The organism is Mesorhizobium sp. M0615 (assembly GCF_040320805.1).
In the GTDB taxonomy this organism is placed as follows: domain Bacteria; phylum Pseudomonadota; class Alphaproteobacteria; order Rhizobiales; family Rhizobiaceae; genus Mesorhizobium.
In genome coordinates this window covers 58558-79222 of the sequence record NZ_JAMYQI010000012.1, presented here as the reverse complement: position 1 = coordinate 79222, position 20665 = coordinate 58558, and the positions used below count along the sequence as shown (strand labels likewise).

Annotated in this window: 28 protein-coding genes; 16 read left to right on the top strand and 12 right to left on the bottom strand. The window is 62.4% G+C overall.

What is annotated here, in order from left to right; all coding sequences use genetic code 11:
- Positions 1 to 167: 167 nt before the first annotated feature.
- The gene (locus NKI46_RS22265) at positions 168 to 794 is read left to right on the top strand and encodes a TetR/AcrR family transcriptional regulator (RefSeq protein ID WP_023734263.1); all 627 of its coding nucleotides are present in this window, start codon (positions 168 to 170) and stop codon (positions 792 to 794) included.
- On the opposite strand, the gene NKI46_RS22260 is transcribed toward NKI46_RS22265, so the two are convergent.
- Positions 791 to 1660 carry a hypothetical protein gene (locus tag NKI46_RS22260; RefSeq protein ID WP_352747928.1) on the bottom strand — a complete coding sequence of 290 codons (870 nt, stop codon included), beginning with the start codon at positions 1658 to 1660 and terminating at the stop codon, positions 791 to 793. The genes NKI46_RS22265 and NKI46_RS22260 overlap by 4 nt on opposite strands.
- A gap of 84 nt (positions 1661 to 1744) precedes the next feature.
- On the opposite strand from NKI46_RS22260, the gene NKI46_RS22255 reads away from it, so the two are divergent.
- The 3 genes from NKI46_RS22255 (at position 1745) to groL (ending at position 4743) form a co-directional block, all read left to right on the top strand.
- The gene (locus NKI46_RS22255) at positions 1745 to 2542 is read left to right on the top strand and encodes a class I SAM-dependent methyltransferase (protein WP_352747925.1); all 798 of its coding nucleotides are present in this window, start codon (positions 1745 to 1747) and stop codon (positions 2540 to 2542) included.
- 185 nt (positions 2543 to 2727) lie between these two features.
- Positions 2728 to 3024, top strand: coding sequence for a co-chaperone GroES (gene groES, locus NKI46_RS22250; RefSeq protein ID WP_006203049.1), 297 nt, complete (start codon positions 2728 to 2730; stop codon positions 3022 to 3024).
- A gap of 63 nt (positions 3025 to 3087) precedes the next feature.
- Positions 3088 to 4743 (top strand): chaperonin GroEL, encoded by a 1656-nt coding sequence (groL, locus tag NKI46_RS22245; RefSeq protein ID WP_023709705.1) that lies wholly within the window; start codon positions 3088 to 3090, stop codon positions 4741 to 4743.
- Positions 4744 to 4814: 71 nt separating this feature from the next.
- Here groL and NKI46_RS22240 read toward each other — a convergent pair whose 3' ends face one another.
- Entirely contained in the window at positions 4815 to 5423 is a 609-nt protein-coding gene (locus tag NKI46_RS22240; protein WP_023709381.1) for a TetR/AcrR family transcriptional regulator, read from the bottom strand.
- Between the two features lie 102 nt (positions 5424 to 5525).
- Here NKI46_RS22240 and NKI46_RS22235 point away from each other — a divergent pair, with 102 nt between their 5' ends.
- Genes NKI46_RS22235 through NKI46_RS22220 form a run of 4 tightly spaced genes read left to right on the top strand, consistent with a single transcriptional unit; the run spans position 5526 to position 7918 of the window.
- A complete protein-coding gene (locus NKI46_RS22235) occupies positions 5526 to 6536 on the top strand; it encodes a zinc-dependent alcohol dehydrogenase family protein (RefSeq protein ID WP_023747753.1) in 1011 nt (336 codons plus the stop codon).
- Positions 6537 to 6577: 41 nt separating this feature from the next.
- Positions 6578 to 7027, top strand: coding sequence for an OsmC family peroxiredoxin (locus NKI46_RS22230; RefSeq protein ID WP_023705715.1), 450 nt, complete (start codon positions 6578 to 6580; stop codon positions 7025 to 7027).
- Between the two features lie 17 nt (positions 7028 to 7044).
- Positions 7045 to 7431, top strand: a complete 387-nt coding sequence (locus tag NKI46_RS22225; protein ID WP_023705714.1) for a nuclear transport factor 2 family protein — start codon at positions 7045 to 7047, stop codon at positions 7429 to 7431.
- A gap of 46 nt (positions 7432 to 7477) precedes the next feature.
- The gene (locus NKI46_RS22220; RefSeq protein WP_196813781.1) at positions 7478 to 7918 is read left to right on the top strand and encodes a helix-turn-helix transcriptional regulator; all 441 of its coding nucleotides are present in this window, start codon (positions 7478 to 7480) and stop codon (positions 7916 to 7918) included.
- Positions 7919 to 7941: 23 nt separating this feature from the next.
- On the opposite strand, the gene NKI46_RS22215 is transcribed toward NKI46_RS22220, so the two are convergent.
- The 8 genes from NKI46_RS22215 to NKI46_RS22180 all read right to left on the bottom strand — a co-directional run bounded on the left by NKI46_RS22215 (position 7942) and on the right by NKI46_RS22180 (position 11787).
- Positions 7942 to 8553, bottom strand: coding sequence for a LysE family translocator (locus NKI46_RS22215; protein WP_023671507.1), 612 nt, complete (start codon positions 8551 to 8553; stop codon positions 7942 to 7944).
- A 69-nt stretch (positions 8554 to 8622) separates the two neighbouring features.
- Complete coding sequence (locus tag NKI46_RS22210) at positions 8623 to 9003, bottom strand: YkgJ family cysteine cluster protein (protein ID WP_023715196.1); 381 nt, start codon at positions 9001 to 9003, stop codon at positions 8623 to 8625.
- A 4-nt stretch (positions 9004 to 9007) separates the two neighbouring features.
- The gene (locus tag NKI46_RS22205; protein WP_023671505.1) at positions 9008 to 9172 is read right to left on the bottom strand and encodes a hypothetical protein; all 165 of its coding nucleotides are present in this window, start codon (positions 9170 to 9172) and stop codon (positions 9008 to 9010) included.
- Between the two features lies 1 nt (position 9173).
- The gene (locus tag NKI46_RS22200; RefSeq protein ID WP_023671504.1) at positions 9174 to 9581 is read right to left on the bottom strand and encodes a hypothetical protein; all 408 of its coding nucleotides are present in this window, start codon (positions 9579 to 9581) and stop codon (positions 9174 to 9176) included.
- Complete coding sequence (locus tag NKI46_RS22195; RefSeq protein ID WP_023689917.1) at positions 9581 to 9805, bottom strand: hypothetical protein; 225 nt, start codon at positions 9803 to 9805, stop codon at positions 9581 to 9583. Before NKI46_RS22195 ends, NKI46_RS22200 begins: the two co-directional genes overlap by 1 nt.
- Before the next feature lie 293 nt (positions 9806 to 10098).
- The gene (locus tag NKI46_RS22190) at positions 10099 to 10308 is read right to left on the bottom strand and encodes a cold-shock protein (protein WP_023671502.1); all 210 of its coding nucleotides are present in this window, start codon (positions 10306 to 10308) and stop codon (positions 10099 to 10101) included.
- A 465-nt stretch (positions 10309 to 10773) separates the two neighbouring features.
- On the bottom strand, positions 10774 to 11103 hold the full coding sequence (locus NKI46_RS22185) for a YciI family protein (RefSeq protein ID WP_050589967.1): 330 nt from the start codon (positions 11101 to 11103) through the stop codon (positions 10774 to 10776).
- Between the two features lie 30 nt (positions 11104 to 11133).
- Positions 11134 to 11787, bottom strand: coding sequence for a glutathione S-transferase family protein (locus NKI46_RS22180; RefSeq protein ID WP_023689914.1), 654 nt, complete (start codon positions 11785 to 11787; stop codon positions 11134 to 11136).
- A gap of 172 nt (positions 11788 to 11959) precedes the next feature.
- Between NKI46_RS22180 and NKI46_RS22175 the strand changes: the two genes are divergently transcribed.
- Positions 11960 to 12139 carry a CsbD family protein gene (locus NKI46_RS22175; protein WP_023671498.1) on the top strand — a complete coding sequence of 60 codons (180 nt, stop codon included), beginning with the start codon at positions 11960 to 11962 and terminating at the stop codon, positions 12137 to 12139.
- 50 nt (positions 12140 to 12189) lie between these two features.
- On the opposite strand, the gene NKI46_RS22170 is transcribed toward NKI46_RS22175, so the two are convergent.
- The gene (locus tag NKI46_RS22170; RefSeq protein ID WP_352747920.1) at positions 12190 to 13314 is read right to left on the bottom strand and encodes a metallophosphoesterase; all 1125 of its coding nucleotides are present in this window, start codon (positions 13312 to 13314) and stop codon (positions 12190 to 12192) included.
- Between the two features lie 131 nt (positions 13315 to 13445).
- Between NKI46_RS22170 and NKI46_RS22165 the strand changes: the two genes are divergently transcribed.
- The gene (locus NKI46_RS22165; RefSeq protein ID WP_352747918.1) at positions 13446 to 14039 is read left to right on the top strand and encodes a hypothetical protein; all 594 of its coding nucleotides are present in this window, start codon (positions 13446 to 13448) and stop codon (positions 14037 to 14039) included.
- Positions 14040 to 14057: 18 nt separating this feature from the next.
- On the opposite strand, the gene NKI46_RS22160 is transcribed toward NKI46_RS22165, so the two are convergent.
- Entirely contained in the window at positions 14058 to 14744 is a 687-nt protein-coding gene (locus NKI46_RS22160; RefSeq protein WP_352740303.1) for a TetR/AcrR family transcriptional regulator, read from the bottom strand.
- Positions 14745 to 14829: 85 nt separating this feature from the next.
- On the opposite strand from NKI46_RS22160, the gene NKI46_RS22155 reads away from it, so the two are divergent.
- From NKI46_RS22155 to NKI46_RS22130, 6 genes are all read left to right on the top strand, one after another.
- Positions 14830 to 15591: an NIPSNAP family protein gene (locus NKI46_RS22155; RefSeq protein ID WP_352445852.1), complete on the top strand. Its 762-nt coding sequence runs from the start codon at positions 14830 to 14832 to the stop codon at positions 15589 to 15591.
- 128 nt (positions 15592 to 15719) lie between these two features.
- On the top strand, positions 15720 to 16298 hold the full coding sequence (locus NKI46_RS22150) for an SDR family NAD(P)-dependent oxidoreductase (RefSeq protein WP_352747915.1): 579 nt from the start codon (positions 15720 to 15722) through the stop codon (positions 16296 to 16298).
- A gap of 103 nt (positions 16299 to 16401) precedes the next feature.
- Positions 16402 to 17388 carry a glycosyltransferase family 10 domain-containing protein gene (locus NKI46_RS22145; protein WP_352445855.1) on the top strand — a complete coding sequence of 329 codons (987 nt, stop codon included), beginning with the start codon at positions 16402 to 16404 and terminating at the stop codon, positions 17386 to 17388.
- A 578-nt stretch (positions 17389 to 17966) separates the two neighbouring features.
- Positions 17967 to 19364: a class II fumarate hydratase gene (fumC, locus tag NKI46_RS22140; RefSeq protein ID WP_023743009.1), complete on the top strand. Its 1398-nt coding sequence runs from the start codon at positions 17967 to 17969 to the stop codon at positions 19362 to 19364.
- Between the two features lie 249 nt (positions 19365 to 19613).
- Positions 19614 to 20036, top strand: coding sequence for a DoxX family protein (locus NKI46_RS22135; RefSeq protein WP_023671490.1), 423 nt, complete (start codon positions 19614 to 19616; stop codon positions 20034 to 20036).
- 137 nt (positions 20037 to 20173) lie between these two features.
- The gene (locus NKI46_RS22130) at positions 20174 to 20581 is read left to right on the top strand and encodes a DoxX family protein (protein ID WP_023712732.1); all 408 of its coding nucleotides are present in this window, start codon (positions 20174 to 20176) and stop codon (positions 20579 to 20581) included.
- Positions 20582 to 20665: the final 84 nt, after the last annotated feature.

Genomic DNA, 20665 nt, shown 5'->3' with positions numbered 1-20665 from the left:
CGCCTCCCAACGTCCTTGCCTGACGGCAAAAAAACTGACAGTCTGTCAGCATTTAGAAACTGATACTCGATCATATTCGTTTGTCAATCAGTAGCGGGACTTGGCACCAACAAGGCTGGGGATGGTCTTGGCGATCGAATGGTCTGGGCGATCGAGAGGATGGCGGCATGAACGAAGCAGTGCAGATGACGACCGAACCGAGGCGCAGGCCCAAACAGGAGCGCAGCCGCGAGCGCATCGACGCCATCCTGTCGACGACCATGCGGCTGATCGGCGAGAAAGGCATCGACGCCGTCACCATGAAGGAAGTCGGCGCACAGGCCGGCGGGCCGATCGCCACCGTCTATCATTACTTCCCCAACAAGTCGGCGATCCTGGCGATGCTCTACGAGCGGTTCTCCGAAGTGAGCCGCTCTCGGCTTGCCGCGATCGTCGCCGACATTGGCGGGCTGGGCGACGTCATCGCGGCGGCCGACCGGCTGCTCGACGACTACTATGAGCGCGTCGCCGGCGACCCCGCCATTCAGGACCTGCAAAACGCCATACAGGCTGACAAGGCGCTGAAGAATCTCGACATCGCCGAAACCCGGCGCCAGGCGACGATGTTCTGCGACCATGTCGGCCCCTTTCTCGCGCCAGAGCGACGCAATGAGTTCGGCCGTATGGTTTTCCTGATCTTCCAGCTGGCCGGCGGCGTCGTGCGCATGGCGCTGACCCAGAACCAGGAGGAAAGCCGCCACACCATCGAGGACTACCGGTCGATCATCCATACGCAGTTGGGACTGTTTCTCTAGCGCCCGATTCGACCCCGTCCGGTCTGGTGGATGAGGTTTTCGAAGCCGTCGGCCAGGTTGGCGGTGCCGGCGGCAACGATCTTCGACAGGTTGCTGGCGCGACCCGGGGTCTTGTTGGCATCGAGCAGCACGGCCCTGCCCTCATGCACGACAAAGTCGAATTTGCCATAGTCGAAGCCCAGCTTCCGACGCAAGGCGCGCAGTTCGTCGGGAACCGCAACCGGCTCCCGGCGGATGGTGTCGTCGCCCTTGACCAGGCGCTGCGGCGAGACATAGCGGGTGCAGCGCTCCCGATCGCCGCAGAATATCCAGAACCGCGCCGCAAACCCGTCGGGCTCGATTTCGGGAATGAATTTTTCCACGATCAGGTCGGCACGCCTGAAAATCTCCGGCGCCACATCGGCCAGCGAGGCATGCACCTGATAGCGGTCGAAGGTCTGCGCGCCCGGAAAAGGCACTGCCTTGCCGGCGCGAACGGATTTTCGGTTGAGCTGCTCCTCGGGCGTCCCCCAATGATTGAGGTTGCTCTTGACGATGACCTGGCCGCTCCAGTTGGCACCCTCCTCGAGGATCGCACCACTGATGCGGCGCTTGGAAATGTCGGTTGCACCAAGATTGAGACAAATCGGAAATCCGCGCGCGTAGTCGACATAGTCCGATGGCGTCACCGTCGCGTCGACATGCAGGACGGCAATATCGGCGTTATGACTTGCCGAGGGTCCACGCATGATCTGCACGGAGTGACCGCGCCGTTTCAGCTCCGCCAGGACGTCGAACAGCATGTAGGGGCTGTCCTGGCGCAGCAGGAGGCCCCGCCGGCTCTGGAAGCGGTCAAATTCATGCGTTATGACGGCAATGCGGGCCATGGCCTTTCCTGCATGAGGTAACTCGCAAAAGGCAACCAACAGCCTGGAAGGAAATATGTCCAGCCTTTCCCCAAACCGTTCCGCATGACTGAGCATTGGGACGCAATTCGCCGTCATTGGCGGCTTCTCGGGTCGCCGCTGTGTCCGCCCCCGGAAGCTGTCGCCGCCTATGAGCGCGAACTTAGCCTGCAATCAGTCGATGTGGTGCTGCTCGGGGTCACGCCGGAGCTTGCCGGCCTCGGAAGGACCATGCTCGCGATCGACGAGTCCACTGCCATGATATCGGGCATCTGGCCGGGCGATACCGCCTCACGCAAGGCGGTGATCGGCAACTGGCTGGAGTTGCCGCTGGGCGACGAAAGCGCCGGGGCGGTGATCGGCGACGGCTGCCTGTCGGCGCTGGACTCCTCGGTTGCACGGCAGGCGCTGCTTGCCGAGATCGCGCGTGTGCTGAAGTCCGGTGGGCGGGCTGCATTGCGCGCCTATGCAAGCCCTCAGGTGCCGGACGATCTGCAGGAGGTCCGGGCGCTGACGCTGTCCGGTGGTGTCGCGACCTTCCACGAACTCAAATGGCGCATTGCCATGGCTTGTGCCGGCGGCGATCCCGACCGCGCCATTCCGGTGCGGGCGATCCTCGACGCCTTCGATGCGCTGTTTGCCGACCGGGAGGCCCTTGCCGCGACGACCGGATGGGAGATGCCGGTCATCGGCACCATCGATGTCTATGCGAATTCGCAGACTGTCTACAGTTTCGCCCCGGCGGCGACGCTGGTCGAAGAGGCGAGCCGGTTTTTTGACAGTGTCCGCCTCGCGCCGACAGGGACCTATGGGCTGGCTGAACGCTGTCCGCTTCTGGTGCTTAAATCGCCGCGGCGCCGGTAGGGTCTGCCGTCGGATCGCGGCACGGCTCCAATTGGCACAATTGTGCTCACCGTTCGCCTTGACTCTCGAAAGCCACGCGCTTATTTCAGCGCGACGTTAGCACTCTCCCCAGGTGAGTGCTAACGCACATCCGGCACCGCCGGATCGAGGAACAGCTCTCACCGTTCTCATTCGAGGAAGAAAAAATGGCAAAGTCGAAGTTCCGCCCGCTTCATGACCGCGTGGTCGTACGCCGGGTCGAATCCGAATCCAAGACCGCCGGCGGGATCATCATCCCGGATACGGCAAAGGAAAAGCCGCAGGAAGGCGAGATCATCGCCGTCGGCTCCGGCGCTCGCGACGAAGCCGGCAAGCTGGTCCCGCTGGACGTCAAGGCCGGCGACCGCATCCTGTTCGGCAAGTGGTCGGGCACCGAAGTCAAGCTCAATGGCGAAGACCTTCTGATTATGAAGGAATCCGACATTATGGGCATCATCGGCTGATCATCGGCCTCACCGTCAACTAATTTCGGGCTTGATCGCAAGCCCCCTGCCAGGAGCTAAAAAATGGCTGCTAAAGACGTAAAATTCTCCCGCGACGCCCGCGAGCGCATGCTGCGCGGCGTCAACATCCTCGCCGACGCAGTGAAGGTCACGCTCGGCCCCAAAGGCCGCAACGTCGTCATCGACAAGTCGTTCGGCGCACCGCGCATCACCAAGGACGGCGTCACCGTCGCCAAGGAAATCGAGCTTGAAGACAAGTTCGAAAACATGGGCGCGCAGATGGTCCGCGAAGTTGCTTCGAAGACCAACGACATCGCCGGCGACGGCACCACGACCGCGACCGTTCTGGCGCAGTCGATCGTCCAGGAAGGCCACAAGGCCGTTGCCGCCGGCATGAACCCGATGGATCTGAAGCGCGGCATCGATCTGGCCGTCACCGAAGTCGTCGCGGCTCTCGGCAAGGCTGCCAAGAAGATCAAGACCTCCGAGGAAGTTGCCCAGGTCGGCACGATCTCGGCCAATGGCGACGAGTCGGTCGGCGCCATGATCGCCGAAGCGATGCAGAAGGTCGGCAATGAAGGCGTCATCACGGTTGAGGAAGCCAAGACCGCCGAGACCGAGCTGGAAGTCGTCGAAGGCATGCAGTTCGACCGGGGCTATCTCTCGCCCTACTTCGTCACCAACGCCGACAAGATGGTTGCCGAGCTCGAGGACGTCTACATCCTCCTGCACGAGAAGAAGCTGTCCAACCTCCAGGCCATGCTGCCGGTTCTCGAAGCCGTCGTGCAGACCTCCAAGCCGCTTCTTATCATCTCGGAAGACGTCGAAGGCGAGGCTCTGGCCACGCTGGTCGTCAACAAGCTGCGCGGCGGCCTGAAGATCGCCGCCGTCAAGGCGCCGGGCTTCGGTGATCGCCGCAAGGCCATGCTGGAAGACATCGCCATCCTCACCGGTGGCCAGGTCATCTCGGAAGACCTCGGCATCAAGCTCGAGAATGTCGGCCTCAACATGCTCGGCCGCGCCAAGAAGGTGTCGATCTCCAAGGAGAACACCACCATCGTCGACGGCGCCGGCAAGAAGGCCGAGATCCAGGGCCGCGTTGCCCAGATCAAGCAGCAGATCGAAGAGACCACGTCGGACTACGACAAGGAGAAGCTGCAGGAACGTCTGGCGAAGCTCGCCGGCGGCGTTGCGGTGATCCGTGTCGGCGGCGCGACGGAAGTCGAAGTCAAGGAAAAGAAGGACCGCGTCGATGACGCCCTCAACGCGACCCGCGCGGCCGTGGAAGAAGGCATCGTTGCAGGCGGCGGCGTCGCACTGCTGCGCGCTTCGGCCAACATCAAGGTCACCGGCGTCAATGCCGACCAGGCTGCCGGCATCAACATCGTTCGTCGTGCACTGCAGGCTCCGGCCCGTCAGATCGCTTCGAACGCAGGTGCTGAAGCTTCGATCGTTGCCGGCAAGATCCTCGACAACAAGGGCGCGACCTACGGCTACAACGCCCAGACCGGCGAGTATGGCGACATGATCGCCATGGGCATCGTCGACCCGGTCAAGGTCGTTCGTACCGCTCTCCAGGACGCGGCTTCGGTCGCCGGCCTGCTCGTCACCACCGAAGCCATGATCGCGGAGGCTCCCAAGAAGGAGTCTGCTGGCGGCGGCATGCCTGGCGGCATGGGCGGCGGCGGCATGGGCGGCATGGGCGGTATGGATTTCTAATCCAAGCTATCTGGCTTATGCATACGGAAAGGGCGCCGAGAGGCGCCCTTTTTGTTTTGGAAAGCGGATGGTTAGGCGGCGCTGTCCGCCTGCCGCGCAACCTTGCCTGCAAGCACCGCCTGCTCGACAAGCGCCGCCACCTCGTCGGCCACCACCAGCACCGGGCCACGATCGCGGGTGGCCCTCGCAATCACCATCAGCCCTTCCAGCGAGGATTCGACCAGCAGTGCCAGGGCATGCGCCCGGCGTTCGGGCACTCCTGCCCTGACAAAGGCCTGTCGCAGCAAGCCGATCCATTGCTCGAAAGCCGATCGGCAGAGTTCCGCCAGTTCCGGCACATCGGTGGGTGAATCCAGCACCACCGGCGCGATGGGGCAACCCAGCGAAAAATCATTGTCCTCCAGCATGCGCCCGACCGACTGGTATATGTGATGGACGGCCACTGCAGGATCGCTCTCGGCTGCCAGTGCTTCGCCCAGCCTTTTCGTGACGTCGGCAACGCTGTTGCGCGTCACCTCGATGACCAGTTGGTCCTTGCCGCCTGGGAAATGAAAATAGAGCGAGCCGCGCGGCGCCCCGCTGGCGCCCAGAATGTCGTTGAGCGAGGTGCCGCGATAGCCGCGCTGCCTGAGCAACAGGCCTGTGGTCTCAAGTATGCGGGTGCGGGTGTCGTTGGCCATGTCAACCTCTGTCAGCAGTGACGCATTATAGGGCCTTGCCAAGAATATGACAATCGGTCTATATAATATGTAAATCAGTCTATATATTACAAGGAGAGTGACATGCGCAGCTACCGTCTTGAAGGGTTTGGTGGAACCGAATCCCTGGCGATGCGCGACGAGGCGCGGACGGAACCGAAACCGCATGAGATCGTGGTGCGAGTCCGCGCCGCCTCGCTCAATCGGCGCGACACGATGATCCTTGGCGGCACCTATCCGTTGCCGCCGCGGCAAGGCATCGTGCCGCTGAGCGACGGCGCCGGTGACGTCGTCGCAATCGGCGATGCCGCTACCCGTTTTGCCGTCGGCGACCGCGTCACCGGCAGCTACTTCGCCCGCTGGATCGATGGCCGCATCAATGCCGGTCTGATCGACCAGCTCGGCTGTACGCTGGACGGCATGCTGACTGAGTTTGCCGTGCTCGACGAACAATGGGCGGCGCGACTGCCCGATCATCTGAGCTGGCACGAAGCGGCGACGCTGACCTGCGCCGGCGTGACGGCCTGGAACGCGGTGACCGGGACCCGGATTCCGAAGCCTGGTCAATGGGTTCTCACCATCGGTTCGGGTGGCGTTTCGCTGTTTGCTCTGCAGTTCGCCAAGTTGCTCGGCTGCCGGGTTGTCGCCATCACATCGCGCGCGGAGAAGGCCGACAGGCTGCGGGCGCTGGGCGCCGACCTCGTTGTCTCCAGCACCGACATACCGGAATGGGGCGGCTGGGCGCGCGAGCAGACAGGCGGCATCGACCTCGTCGTCGAAACCGGCGGCCCGGCCACCTTCGCGCAGTCGCTGATTGCCAGCACGCTTTATGGACACATCGTGCTGCTGACGCTGCAGGACGCTAGTGGCAGATCGATCGAGATGCCGGCAGCGCTTTATCAGCGCAGCCTCGTCACCATCAGCCGCCTGTTCGTCGGCAGCCGCAGCAATCTCGAAGCCATGCTGCGCGCCGTGTCGCAGCATCGCCTCAAGCCCGTTATCGACAGGGTCTTCCCCTTTGCCGAAGCCCCCGAAGCGTACCGCCACTTCCAGCAGGGCGACGTGTTCGGGAAGGTTGTCATCGACTGCGCCTGACCCAATTGCCCGCTTTTCAACCCCGAATCAGGAGAACGACCATGACCATCCGTGAAGCTTCCGCAGAATGGCAAGGCACACTGAAGGAAGGCGGCGGCCGTCTGCGGCTTGGCAGCGGCGTCTTCGAAGGCGCCTATTCCTTTCCGTCGCGGTTCGAGAACGGTCCGGGCACCAATCCCGAAGAGCTGATCGGGGCAGCACATGCCGGCTGCTTCTCGATGGCGCTGACCTTCATCCTCGGCCAGGAAGGCCACGTCGCCCGCACCATCCGCACCGTCGCCAAGGTGCATCTCGGCGCGACCGCCGCCGGGCCGACGATCACCCGCATCGAGCTCGAAACGGAAGCAGAGATTCCCGGCCTTCAGCCTGCCGAATTCCAGCGTATGGCGGAGACGGCGAAGACGACCTGCCTTGTCTCCCGCGCTTTGGCCGGCGTTACAACCATCACCCTCAAGGCCGAGCTGGCCGCCACCACTGCCACGGAACAATGAAAACCAGGAGGTATGAGATGAGCCAGGACAGCATCACGAGCATTCATCCGGGCGACCACTCTAGCCAGACGGCCGAGATCATGCGTCGCTTCAACGATGTGTTCCAGTTGCACGATCCGTCCGCGCTTGCCGAGTTGGTGGCGCAGGATTGCGTTATCGAAAACACCGTGCCGGCGCCGGACGGCGCCCGCCATGCCGGCAAAGAGGCATGCATTGACCTATGGTCGGCGATCGCCACCCAGCCCGGCACGCGCTTCGACCTCGAGGAAACCTTCGTCGCCGGCGAACGGGCGACGATCCGCTGGCGCTACTTCATGGCCGGCGGCAACTCCATCCGCGGCGTCAATCTGATGCGCGTCGCGGATGGGCTGATCGTCGAGGCGATGGGTTACGTCAAGGGATAGAAGCGTTGTCACGGAGGTGGCGCAAAAGCGCGCAGGCAGTGAAACGGTGCTCACCAAACTGAGCGAACTGATGTTTGTCGACGTGTTGCGCCGTTACTTGGAATCGCTGCCGCCACAAACCACGGGATGGCTGGCTGGCCTGCGCGATCCGCACCTGGCGAGGGCACTGGCGCTGATCCACGACCGGCCGGCGCATAACTGGACGGTGGAGGCGCTGGCGAAGGACTCCGCGCTGTCGCGCAGCGTGCTCGCCGAACGCTTCACCAGGCTGGTCGGCATGCCGCCAATGCATTATCTCGCCAAATGGCGCATGCAGATCGCCTCGGAGCTGCTCAGCGCCGGCTCCAGCAACATGGCCAGCATCGCCGCTGAAATCGGCTACGAATCCGAGGCAGCGTTCAGCCGCGCCTTCAAGAAGATGATCGGCCTTCCGCCCTCGGCCTGGCGTCTAGGCATCCGGACCGGATCCGGAACCGACGAAGAGTAGGCCGAGGCCTGGCAGCTCCTGTTCTATCGATCAGCCAGCGCCAGCTTGGCGCCAAGCATGACAAAGGCGCCGGCGAAGGTGCGGCGCATCCAGGTCAGCACCATCGGCCGCGACACGACATGGCTGCGGATCGAGGCCGCAAAGATGCCGTAAGCGACGAAGACGACGAAGGTCAGCAGCATGAAGACGCTCGAGAGTTCGAGCATCTTGGCAAATGCGTTCGGTTCGGTCGTGCTGACGAATTGCGGCAGGAAGGCAAAGAAGAAGATCGACAGCTTCGGGTTCAGGATGTTGATCAGGATACCGGAGGTGATGACCTTGGCCGCCGAGCGGGGTGCCGCGTTTTCATCGACGCTCAGGCCGCCCTTCTCGTTCAGCGTGTTCCAGGCCATGTAGAGGAGATAGGCGACGCCGAGATATTTCAGCGTCTCGAAGGCGACAGCACTTGTGTGCAGCAGCGCCGCCAAGCCGGTGATGGCGGCGGCCATATGCGGGATGATGCCAAGCGTGCAGCCGAATGCAGCAGTGATCGAGGCGCGCGCGCCTCGCGAAAGCCCGGCGCTCAGCGTGTAGAGAACGCCGGTGCCGGGCGAAGCCACGACGATCAGCGACGTCAACAGGAATTCGATGCTCATGGTTCCTCCAACGCCCTGCCCGTGGTGGAAGCTATCGGGGGATGTGGGATGAGGCAAGGTGGGCGTCGGCTAGATCGTTGGCATCCCGTGCGCCTTGCGCGCCATCAGGCAATCGTCGCCGCCAGGCATGCAGGCGTGGCAGACGTCCGGGCGGATCTCGTAGATGCCGCAGGCCGTGTGCTTGCCGATCTCGCCCGTAAGCGCCGAACAGCGCACGCCCTCGCAGCGCATGCCGGACAGGTCGGCGGACACGAACTTTTCCGGAATCCGGTCAAGTTGCGCATCGTCCTCGGTCGAGAAGCGCGGCCATTCGGCCGAGTAGGAGCAGCAGGCGCCGCAGCTCTGGCAATCGAAAACCGGCTGGTCGTCCTGTTTTGACGACCGGATATCCCTGGCGGCCAACGCGACCAGCCCAGGCGCTGCGAGATTGCGATCGGCTTGGTGCGGCAAGGCGCTATTTCTTCTTGCCTGCCTTGCCCTTGGGCGTGGCGGCTGGCGCCTCGAACAGATCGGTCGCCGACGGTTCGGCGGCCTTCGGCGCGGCAGCGGGCTTGGCCTGCTTTGCAGTGGCAGCAGCCGGCGCTGCCGGCTGGTCCTTGGTGGAAAACTTTATGGCCATGTCAGTCCTCGTCGGAAAAGCGGGATGATGGTGCGCGCGGATTGCGCAAGCGGCCGATCAGCGCCGAGACCGCTGTGATGTTCATTTCCTCGGGCGACCAGTTCCTCGCCTCGGCAATGTGGTGCGCCGCCAGTTCGCGATGCGTGCTGCCGCTATAGGCGGCATCCTGGTAGGTCACGCGCTCCTGGGTCTTTTTGTCCTCGCGGACATATTCGACCAGATAGTTCGGGGCTTCGGCACGGCCGCGCACGCCGACGCGCACCTGGGCATCGCCATGCGCGCGCTTGCAGCGCTCGAGCTTTTCCAGCACACGGCGGACATATTCGACCGGCTTGTCCAGGCCCGGGACCATGGACGCGATGGTCGCATCGGCATCGATCGGCGTCGGCGGTACGCGCTTGGTGGCCATCAGCGTTTGCCTGCCCGCTTCGGCAGCGCCGCAAGGACTGCGGCCGCTGCCATGTCGTCGGCTTCCTTTTCCTTGCGCAGTTCGCGCAAGCGCGCGGTCTTGGCTTCGCGCGCCTCGCTGACGGCATCACGCTCGGACAGGATGCGGTTGAGTGACATCGACTGGGTTTGCGTCTTGCTGAACAGCGAGCCAGCCTGGTCGGCAGTCTTGGATTGAGTGGTCAAAACTTTCTCCTGTCGGGAGCCTGGTGCCGATAGAGCGAGAGCGGTCTTCGATTACGACCAAAGCAATACGGCAGCGGGGCAGTATGGGCGGTTCAGATTGCTGGATCGTCCCTTAGCACGTTCCGGCCGGCGTGCGGCGCACTTTTAGCGGCATGACGCACAAAATGAAAAAGGCCAGGCACCGCCTGACCTTCCATGAAAGCGCCGCGCATCCAGTTGGATGCGCAAGGCGCTCCTTTCAGCCTTTCATCGGTGCCAGTACATCCGTGGTCACCGGAAGGCCGAATTCCTTATCAGGCCGCCTTCAACTGGTCGGCGGACATCTTGCCCGACTTGTTGTCGCGGGTCATCTCGTAGCCGAGCTTCTGGCCCTCGACGATGTCACGCATGCCGGCGCGCTCTACGGCCGAGATGTGGACAAAAACGTCGGCGGAGCCGTCGTCAGGCTGAATAAAACCAAAACCTTTGGTGGCGTTGAACCATTTCACTGTGCCGGTGGCCATGAAGAACCCTTTCCCTGGCAAATATTCGTTCACCATCGTGCGACTGCACAACAGCGTTTTGTCTCGATTTTTGATGGGGAAGTTCGTCAAAGGCGCGCATCATGCGCGGATAACAAAAGTCGGTCAAACAAATATCGACATGTTTCTTATAGACTTCTTTTAGCGCCGAGTCAATTTCTGGTTTGGCCGGAACCCAAATTCAACCTGAGGGTGCCTGAGGCGTAAGCCTCAACTGACGAGGTGGCGGAGCTCAAGGCGTTCCAAAAAATATTCCACGCCCCGGAACCAATCGCAAGCCGGCGCATTTCCGTGGTGTCAGCAATTCAGAGAGCAATCTCGGTAATGCTGGCAAAAGAACGCCTCCCGCACATTAAGCGGTGCGAGAGGCGTTCTTGTATGCGCCGTTGTCTGACACAATTCCCAAGGGAAAACCGTTTGCACACTTTTCCTTAAACTTACGCTCGCCTACAGGATCGCGCTGATCAGCGGCAGGATCTCGTAGCGGAAACCGCGGCCGGAGCTCGACACCGGATCGCCGTCGGTGACCGCTCTTGCCTCGGCTTCGCTGCCGACACGCAGGATCAGCAGACCCCAAGGGCCGGCCGGGTCGGCGACCGGCCCGGCCAGGATCATGGCGCCCTCGGCAAGCTTGCCGCGCAGATAGTCGGCATGCCGGCCCATCAACTCCCTCTCCTCCTCCGTCAGGGTGAAGGCGAAGTCCGGCCGAGGCGGGATCAGCCGGCAGTGGAAGATTGTTGGCGCGGTAGTCTCACGCGGTCCATCATTGCTGGCCATCGGTCACTCACCGTGATGTCATTAGTGGTCCTATTCGTCCGGGCCGGGTTCCGGCCAAGTCTCCTTCGCTGCTTCCGCATACCAGTGCCGCATCGCCGGCGTTGCCAACACGGCGTCGACGTAGGCGCGCGTGTCGGGCGCGAGCTTGCCGCCATAGGTGTCGAAGCGGGTGACGACAGGTGCATACATGGCATCGGCCGCGGTGAAATGACCGAACAGGAAGGGGCCGCCTTTGCCGTATTGTTCCCGGCACTGGCGCCAGATCGTTTCGATGCGCGCGCGCTGCATTTCGCCTTCGGCGTCGAGCGGCTTGTGGCCCTTCGGCCTGCGCAAATTCATCGGCCAGCCATAGCGCACCTCGCGAAAGCCGGAATGCATCTCGGTCGCTACCGAGCGGGCCAGCGCTCGGGCGCCGATATCCTGAGGCCAAAGCTTTTTCTCCGGAAACAGGTCGGCCAGATATTCAAGGATGGCAAGGGTTTCCCAGACAATCCTGCCATTGTGATTCAACACTGGCACAAGGCCGGTGGGCGAGACTTTCGCCAGAGCGGCAAAGGTTTCGGGCGTGCGCAGGCGCACGAAACCTTCCTCGAAAGGGATGTCCAGATGCTTCATCGCCACCCATGGCCTCAGCGACCAGGACGAAAAGCACTTGTTGGCGATGATGAGCGTAAATTCAGCCAAGGCGGTCTCCCCAAAATTTCGTCACACTAGTCACATGATACGACGCGGCAAAGCGTTTCGGCGACCATATAAGCGACCATATGCGACGATGATCGGCCGCCCAGGGAACCTAAGCCAAGCCGGCCCGTTTGCCTCTTGCGAAGGATCCCCGGAAACCCCAGGAGATGTAAAGATGGTGAACAAGGATCAGGTTGCCGGCGTGGCCAAGCAGGTCAAGGGCTCGGTCAAGGAGGCCGGCGGCAAGGCGACCGGCAACAGGCAGACCCAGGCCGAAGGCACGGCCGACAAGACCGCCGGCAAGGTGCAGAAGGTCTATGGCGACGTGAAGGACAAGATCAAAAAGGCGCTCTGATTCGATCTTGCAGGCAATGAGGAAGGCGGCTCAAGGCCGCCTTTTTCTTGTCAGAGGCTGAGGCTCTTGCTGAAGGCGCTGGTGAACTTGACCCCGCCCCGGTCGCCCGCCGCCTCGCCCAGCACCACGTCCATGCCGTCCCCGGTTACCCTCACCAGCGCGAAGCCACCCATATAGGCAGCCTTCGGCTTGAACAGGTCGAGGCCATCGCTTTTGTAGATCATCGGCACTTCGTGCTGATGGCCATGGAAGATGGCGATGACATTGTAGCCCTTCAGCGCCCCCAGCAGCGCCTGGCGGTCGGCCTCGCTCCACCAATGCGGCGCGCCTGCGCCGTCATCGTCATAGGTGCGCTTGGCCGGATCCCAGCGCTCGACCGAGAAAGTGTCCCAGCCATAGTGCTGGAACAGGATGACGGGACGGCCATCCGCCGCGTAGATCGCCAGATCCTGCTTCAGCCACGGCAGGCTGCTCACCGCGCCATGGCCGGTGTCGCCGGCAAAGCGGTGAGTTTGGACGAGATGCAGGCCGCCCCAGTCCCAGGAATAGCAGTCGGTGTCGACATCGTATTCGGTGGCCGGCACCGGCGGCTTGAAGAACACGCCGGGGCGGTGGTTGATCTCGACATAGTCGCGCAATTCACGCCGGTACCAGTCGACATGGGGCGGCGAGCCGTTCTGGTCGAGATCGTGATTGCCGAGCCCGACATAGACCGGCATGTGCACGCGATCGGGGCCGACGCCCTGTTGATAGCGCTGGCTGAACTGCAAAAGCTGCGTGCCTTCGCTGGGCTCGGTGATCTGGCCGCCGCCATCGTCGGTGATGTCGCCGCCGACGACGAGGCCGAGCGGCGCGCCGATGCGGCTGCCGGCCGAATGCAGGCCAGTGGCGACGCCGTCGATCTCGGCCGGCCATTGCCGGTCGGCGAGGCCGTTGAGAGCGGCGACATTGCGCAGCAAGGCGGCGTCGGTCTTGCCTTCCTCCAGGCAGTTGGGGCTGAGGCCGCTCGACATGCGGCAGGCATGGACGTCGGCGATGAACAGAAAGGTGGCGTCGATGGGCTGGATGCGCTTGCCGGTCTGGCCAAGCGCGGCGCGCGGCAGCATGCCAGCCATGGCAAGGCCGGCTGCCTGTGCGAGGAAATTGCGACGGGAGAGGACGAGCTTGCGATTCATGACCTGAAATTCAGCACAGCCGGCGCCCCACCGTCCAGTTGCCAGGAATGGCAGGTCGACACGGCACTGAGGCTCTGGCATTTCTTGGGTCATGCTGGCGCGCAGCAAATACAAGCAGAGGGGAGGATTTCATGAGAGCCGTTTCGATAGGCGTGGTGCTGGCTGGGTTGCTGCCGGCGGCTGCGGTGCATGCCGCCGATTGTGTCGACGCAAAATCGGCCAAGGCCGGCTTCGTTCTGGAAATGCCCGGCGTCCGCAGCGAGTTTCGGCCGGTGGCCGGCGGCATGGTCTCCGTTGCCAACACCTACGAATCGCAATCGCCGCAGACACAGTTCCTGTTCGCAGGCCTGGTCGAAGTGTTTCGCGACAGCGATACCGGACGGGTGGCGACGATCCCGTTTTCCGATCTGCGAAAACTGTTTCCGCTGAAGACGGGAGCCAAGAGCACGATCGAATTCGTCGAGCTGTCGCCGAACAAGCAGCCGAAGAGCACCAAGACGCTGAGCCTGGTCGTCAAGGGCAAGGAGACGTTCAGCGTCGGCGGCTGCAAATACAACGTGCTGGCCGTCACGGAGACCTTCAAGAACGGCGCCGGCGAAACGCTGGACACATTTACCGCGCTTTATGCGCCCGATCTGCAAGCGTCCCTCGCCCGGCGCTACGACGAAGGGACCAGCGCGGAATCGGTGAACGGTTACGAGACGATCAAGCCGCTTTCCGACTAGAACAGCGCAGTTCCGGCCTCAAGGTTTTCCCGGCCGCAGCAGGATCCTGCGACGCCGCTTCGCTCTGCTCGGGAATGGCGGCGTTGAGCTGCCCTGAAGTTCGGCCAGGCAATCGCGCAGCACGCTGGCATCCTGTGCCGTCTTGGCCATCGACATGGCGCCGGAATAGGCGGCGATGGCGAGTGCCGCAAAGCGCTCGGGGTCGGTGCCCTGCTCCCTGCCCGACTGCTGGTCGGCTCGCACCTTGTCGGCAACCGCCTGACGCCATCCGGCAAAGATATCGTCCAGAGCGGCGCGGAAATCCGGGTCAGCGAGCGACAGTTCATGCGCCAGATTGTTGAGCGGACAGCCGCGCACGAAGCCTTGCTGCTCAAGCTCGGTCGCCACCGCCTCGAACACCGCGCGCACGCCTTCGCGCGCCGAGCCTGCCGCCCGTACAGGGTTGATCCAGGTTTCATCGAGGGCCGCTGCCACGCGCTCCTCGATCACCGCCAGAGCGAGCGCCTTCTTGGTCGGGAAATGATGATGCAGCGCGCCGCCGCTGACGCCTGCGGTCGTCATCAACTCGCCAAGAGCGGATGCATGATAGCCACGCGCCTGGAACGACGCTTCCGCGACATCGAGCACCTTGTTGCGCAGCCCTTCGGGATCGTTGGTGCGTTTTCGCGGCGGCCCTTTCGGAGCCCGAGCAATCTCTGCTGACATTTGCCAACGATAGCAGATTGACAAAACAGGACAACCGGTCTGTTTTATAAACCGGATGATCATCCTGTTTTTTGGAGACGACACAATGACCGTACCCCTGAATGCGCCTGCGACGGCAAGCCTGCTCGCTTCGCCTGTCGTCGAGTTGCGGCAGTACACGCTGAAGCCGGGCCGGCGCGAGACGCTGATCGACATCTTCGACAGTCGGTTCATCGAAGGCCAGGAACACGCCGGCATGACCATCATCGGACAGTTCCGCGACCTCGACCGCCCCGACATGTTCGTCTGGCTGCGCGGCTTCGATGGCATGGAAGCGCGGAAGCAGGCGCTCACCGCCTTCTATGACGGGCCGGTGTGGACGGCGCACCGCGACGCCGCCAATGCGACGATGATCGATTCTGACGATGTGCTGCTCTTGAAGGCGGCATGGCCAGGCGCCGGCTTCGATCTGTCAGGCGCGCAGCGGGGCGCCATGCCGGCGGATGGAAAGCCGAGCGCAGACGATGGCTTGACCGGTGTTGTTGTCATCCAGATTCATCATCTGCGGTCTGGCGCCGAAGCCGATTTCGCCGGCAATTTCGAAACGGATGCCGTTCCGGTCCTTATCGGCGCCGGCGGACGGTTGCTTGGCGCCTTCATCACCGAGCACGCCGAAAACAGCTTTCCCCGCCTGCCGGTGCGCTTGAGCGAAAACGTCTTTATCGCGGTGACGGGTTTCAACAGTCCCGAGGCGCATGCCAGTTACGAAGCCGCAGTTGCCGCTTCGCCCCAATGGCAAGCGGCCGATGTGACCTGGCGGACCGAAACCTTGCGCCTGACGCCGACGTCGCAGTCGCTGCTGCGGTAACCGGATCGGCACGCGGCCAACCGAAGTTCATACTGAGCGATAGGCCGGCGGCTTGACCGCCCTCGCCGATCGGCATTGCCTTCGTGACGCGGGCAACAGCGAGAGCATTCGATGCGACTTGGCCTTCAATGAGACTTTCTGGCAAACGAGCACTGGTGACCGGCGGCTCGGACGGCATCGGCCTGGCGATATCGGAAGCTTTCTTGCGCGAGGTCGCTTATCTGGTGCCTTTCGAGACCGTCACCGAGCACCAATTCCAGCAATCCTTCGCGCTCAATGTGACGGCGGCGTTCTTCCTTACCCAGCGCCTGCTGCCGCATTTCGGCGCCGGCGCTTCGGTCATCAACATCTCGTCCTACTTCGCCAACAAGATGATCCCGAAGCGGCCATCGAGCCTGTATTCCTTGTCCAAGGGCGCGCTGAATTCGCTGACCAAGTCGCTGGCCTTCGAGCTTGGTCCGCGCGGCATCAGGGTCAATGCGATTGCGCCCGGCACGGTCGAGACCGCCATGCGGCGCAAGTCGATCGAAAACCTGCCGGCGGCAGCGCAGGCCGAGCTGAAAGCCTATGTCGAGCGCAGCTACCCGCTCGGCCGCATCGGCCAGACCAGCGATCTTGCCGGCATCGCCGTCTATCTCGCCAGCGATGAGGCGGCGTGGACCAGCGGCGGCATTTTCGCGATCGATGGCGGGTATACGGCGGGGTGACCGTTTGGACGGCCCTCTGCCTCGAACAAGCGGAGCACTTGACCAAACTTCCGAGCCCGCGTCTGTCTGCAGATTGAGCAATGCTTCAGACATTCGTGGTGCCATGCCGTCTATCGATCCACTGATCCTCTTCTACACAACGTTCTTCAGCAAACCCGTCGATATCGCGTCGATACAGTGCGAAATTCCCGGGCGGTGGACACTGGACAAACGACGGATTTCCGAGGCCGCGGCAGTCGTCTTCCATATTCCGAACTTTCGCGAAGTTGGCGATGCCTACAAATACCCTGGTCAATATTGGGTCGCCTGGTCGATGGAATGCGGCCAAAACTACAAGCGACTTGCCGACCCCAAAATCATGCGGCACTTCGATATCATCATGACGCATGAATCCCGGTCTGATGTCTGGGTACCCTACCTTCCGCGTGCGGTGTGGTGGAAAGATGCGCTGGCCAGACCAATCGTGCCGAAAACGGAAGAAGCGCCGGTCGCACTCTTCCAGTCGGCAGGCCTGAATTATAGCGGCCGAGTCGATTTGGCGAACGAACTGGCGCGCCACATCAAGATCGATTCTTATGGCCGATATCGCAACAACCGATCGGTCTCTGGCCCCGATCTGGGCTCGAAGACCAAGATCGAAACCATTGCGCGGCACAAATTCTGCCTGGCCATGGAGAACTCGATCGAGGCCGACTATGTCACCGAGAAAATCTATGACGCGTTCATGGCGGGCACGGTGCCGATCTACCTTGGCGCTCCCAATGTGGACGAGTTCGTTCCGGAGCACTCCTTTATTGACGCCAGTGCCTTCGCCAGCGCCAGCGATCTTGCAGCCTATCTCCAGCACCTGATCGCAACGCCGCAAGACTACGAGGCTTATTTCGACTGGCGCTCAAAGCCATTGCCCGACAATCTCGTCAAACGGGTGCAATCATTGGAAACACCCGCGTTCTGCAGACTGATGAGCGTCGTGCGCCAGCGTCTGGAGGCGCGGACAAGCACGCCTTCCGGACGGCGAACACTTCCGTTCGGCTATAGATCCTATCTCAGGACAAAGCTGCGCCGTTGGAGGAAAAAGGTTCCGAGCTGACGGTCCGCGATCAGGCGCGCTTTCAGCAAAATACGGAGGACAAAGAGCGTCTCTTGCGACGTCGAGACGGCTTCGACCTTGCCGCCATGCATCTTGGAAATCTCCGAGGCTATGTGGAGGCGCTCCCAGGGTGGACTTGAAATTCTCGGCTTCGCGATCCGAAGCTCGATCCGGATGCGATGCCGGATTTTGGTCGGGAAACTGAACAGAAGGACAAGTGCATAAGCTACCTCATCGCTGCTGTTGCCAGTGAGACGCCGGCACGGATGGTAGTTTGTGTGGCAGCGTCGCTCGTAGGTAGACGTGAATTGCGCATTGCTGATCCTGGGGGAAGTTTGCGTAGAGCAATCCGCCAGCTCGACATGATCTTATCGAGCTAAATCCGCAAGTTTCCGTCCACTTTATGGGATCAAGCCGCACTGAGGAGCAATTTCCTTCACACGAAAGTGGAGGGTGCAGGATCCCGAAGGGCGGCGCTACTGCTTCAACCGATTTACTGCCTGCCGGCCGCAATCTCTGCTTGAAGGCCATTGTGCAACGCGATACGCCGTTGCCGAATTCGATCGTCGGAGAGACAAGTGACCGCTGCCAGGACCAGAACCGAAACCGACACGTTCGGCCCCATCGAGGTTGCCGCCGACCGTTACTGGGGCGCGCAGGCGCAGCGTTCCCTCGGCAATTTCAGGATAGGCTGGGAAAAACAGCCGGCCTCGATCGTGCGTGCGCTCGGCATCGTCAAGCGAGCGGCGGCGGAAGCCAATATGGAGTTGAAGCGGCTCGATCCGGCAGTCGGCAAGGCGATCATCGAGGCGGCGCAAGAGGTGATCGACGGCAAGCTGAACGATCATTTCCCGCTGGTCGTCTGGCAGACCGGCTCGGGCACGCAGTCCAACATGAACGCCAACGAGGTGATCTCCAACCGGGCGATCGAACTTCTGGGCGGCGTCATGGGCTCGAAGAAGCCGGTGCACCCTAACGACCACGTCAATATGAGCCAGTCGTCGAACGACACCTACCCGACAGCCATGCACATCGCGTGCGCCGAGCGCATCGTGCACGATCTGCTGCCGGCGCTGAAGCATCTCCACGCTGCGCTCGAGGTCAAGACGAAGGCCTTCGCCCACATCATCAAGATCGGCCGCACCCATACGCAGGACGCGACACCCCTCACGCTGGGCCAGGAATTTTCCGGCTACGCCGCGCAGGTGGCCTCTTCGATCAAGCGCATCGAGATGACGCTGCCCGGCCTGCAGGAACTGGCGCAGGGCGGCACCGCCGTCGGCACCGGCCTCAACGCGCCGGTCGGCTTTGCGGAAAAGGTGGCGGCGCGCATCGCCGAAATCACCGGCATCACCTTCGTCACCGCGCCGAACAAGTTCGAGGCGCTCGCCGCGCATGATTCCATGGTGTTCTCGCATGGCGCCATCAACGCGGCGGCCGCCGCCCTCTTCAAGATCGCCAACGACATCCGCTTCCTCGGCTCCGGCCCGCGCTCGGGCCTCGGCGAACTGTCGCTGCCGGAAAACGAGCCGGGTTCCTCGATCATGCCGGGCAAGGTCAACCCGACCCAATGCGAGGCTCTGACGCAGGTCTGCGTGCAGGTGTTCGGCAACAACGCCTCGCTGACCTTCGCCGGCAGCCAGGGCCATTTCGAGCTCAACGTCTATAACCCGCTGATGGCCTACAACTTCCTGCAGTCGGTGCAGCTGTTGGCCGACGCTTCGATCTCCTTCACCGACAATTGCGTCGTCGGCATCGAGGCGCGCGAAGACAACATCAAGGCCGCGCTCGACCGCTCGCTGATGCTGGTGACAGCGCTGGCGCCGACGATCGGGTACGACAATGCCGCCAAGATCGCCAAGACCGCGCACAAGAAGGGCACCACCTTGCGCGAGGAAGCACTGGCCACCGGGCTGGTCAGCGAGGCAGACTACGACCGGCTGGTGCGGCCGGAGGACATGACGCATCCGGGTTAAGCGATTCCAGGGGAAGTGCCTTCCTCGAAGCGCGCAGCCCTTCCTCTTTGGAATTGCGTCAACTAGAAATCCGAATTGTGTGGCGGGACAATTTGCTCCCGCCGCTGCTGGCCGCGACAAGAATTTTGCGTCGGTCGAACGATCCCGAAATGTACATCCTGTGAACAATGTGTCGCCGGACTGGCGGCTTTGGTGAACAGTCGGCTTGGTCTATCTGACCGGGACATCAACCCTTTTCGGAGAGCCACCATGTCCATCAACACTTCCGCTGCCGGCGCCGGCATCGCGTCCAACAGCTCCACCACCATCCTGCTCGGCCGCATCCTGCTCGCCGCCATCTTCCTGCTTTCCGGCTTCGGCAAGCTCACCGCCATTTCCGGCACCGCCGGCTATTTCGGCGCGATGGGCCTGCCGGTGCCGACCATAACGGCCATTGTCGTCGGCCTGATCGAATTGCTCGGCGGCCTTGCCGTGCTCGTTGGCTTTCAGACCCGCATCGCCGCCTGGGTGCTCGCGGTCTTCACCATCGCCTCGGCCTTTGTCGCCCATACCGGCTGGGCCGACCAGAACCAGATGATCCATTTCCTGAAGAACGTCGCCATCACCGGCGGTTTCCTGCTGCTGGCTTCCTCGGGCCCTGGCGCCTACTCGATCGACGCCAAGCGCGGCTGAGCTTTCCCTCCCAAGCCTGAAAAAAGCGGCGTGGAATTTTCCACGCCGCTTTTTCGTTGTCTGCCCAAGCGCGCGCCCGTCCCATCCCTGCTAGGATCGGTCTCGAAACAGCCGGCGGACAGACAACGGAGATGACCATGCCCCGCGATGCATTGCTTCTGATTTCCCGGCTGCTGCTCGCCGCCCTGCTCGTTCCCTCCGGCTACCACGCGCTCGCCGACATTGCCGGGACGACCGGCTATTTCGCCGGCCTCGGCATGCCATTGCCGACGCTTGCTGCCTGGGGCACCGGGCTGTTCGAGTTGATTGCCGGTCTCTTGATACTGGTCGGCTTTCAGACGCCGGTCGTTGCGATACTTCTTGCCGCTTTCTGCATCGTTGCAGGCTCCATCGGCCACTACGGCCAGGGCGGCGATGACCCGATGCTCACCTTCCTGCACCAGCAGATGCTGATGAAGGATATTGCCATCGCCGGTGGATTCCTGGCGCTAGCCATGGCCGGCGCCGGGGCCTGGTCGATCGACGGGCGCCGCGCCGCGGTCTGATATCGTCAAATATCGTCCCAGGTTGATCCCTCGCCGAGGCAGGTCGACCCCCACTCCGTCTCGGCTCCGCCGAGCCACCTCTCC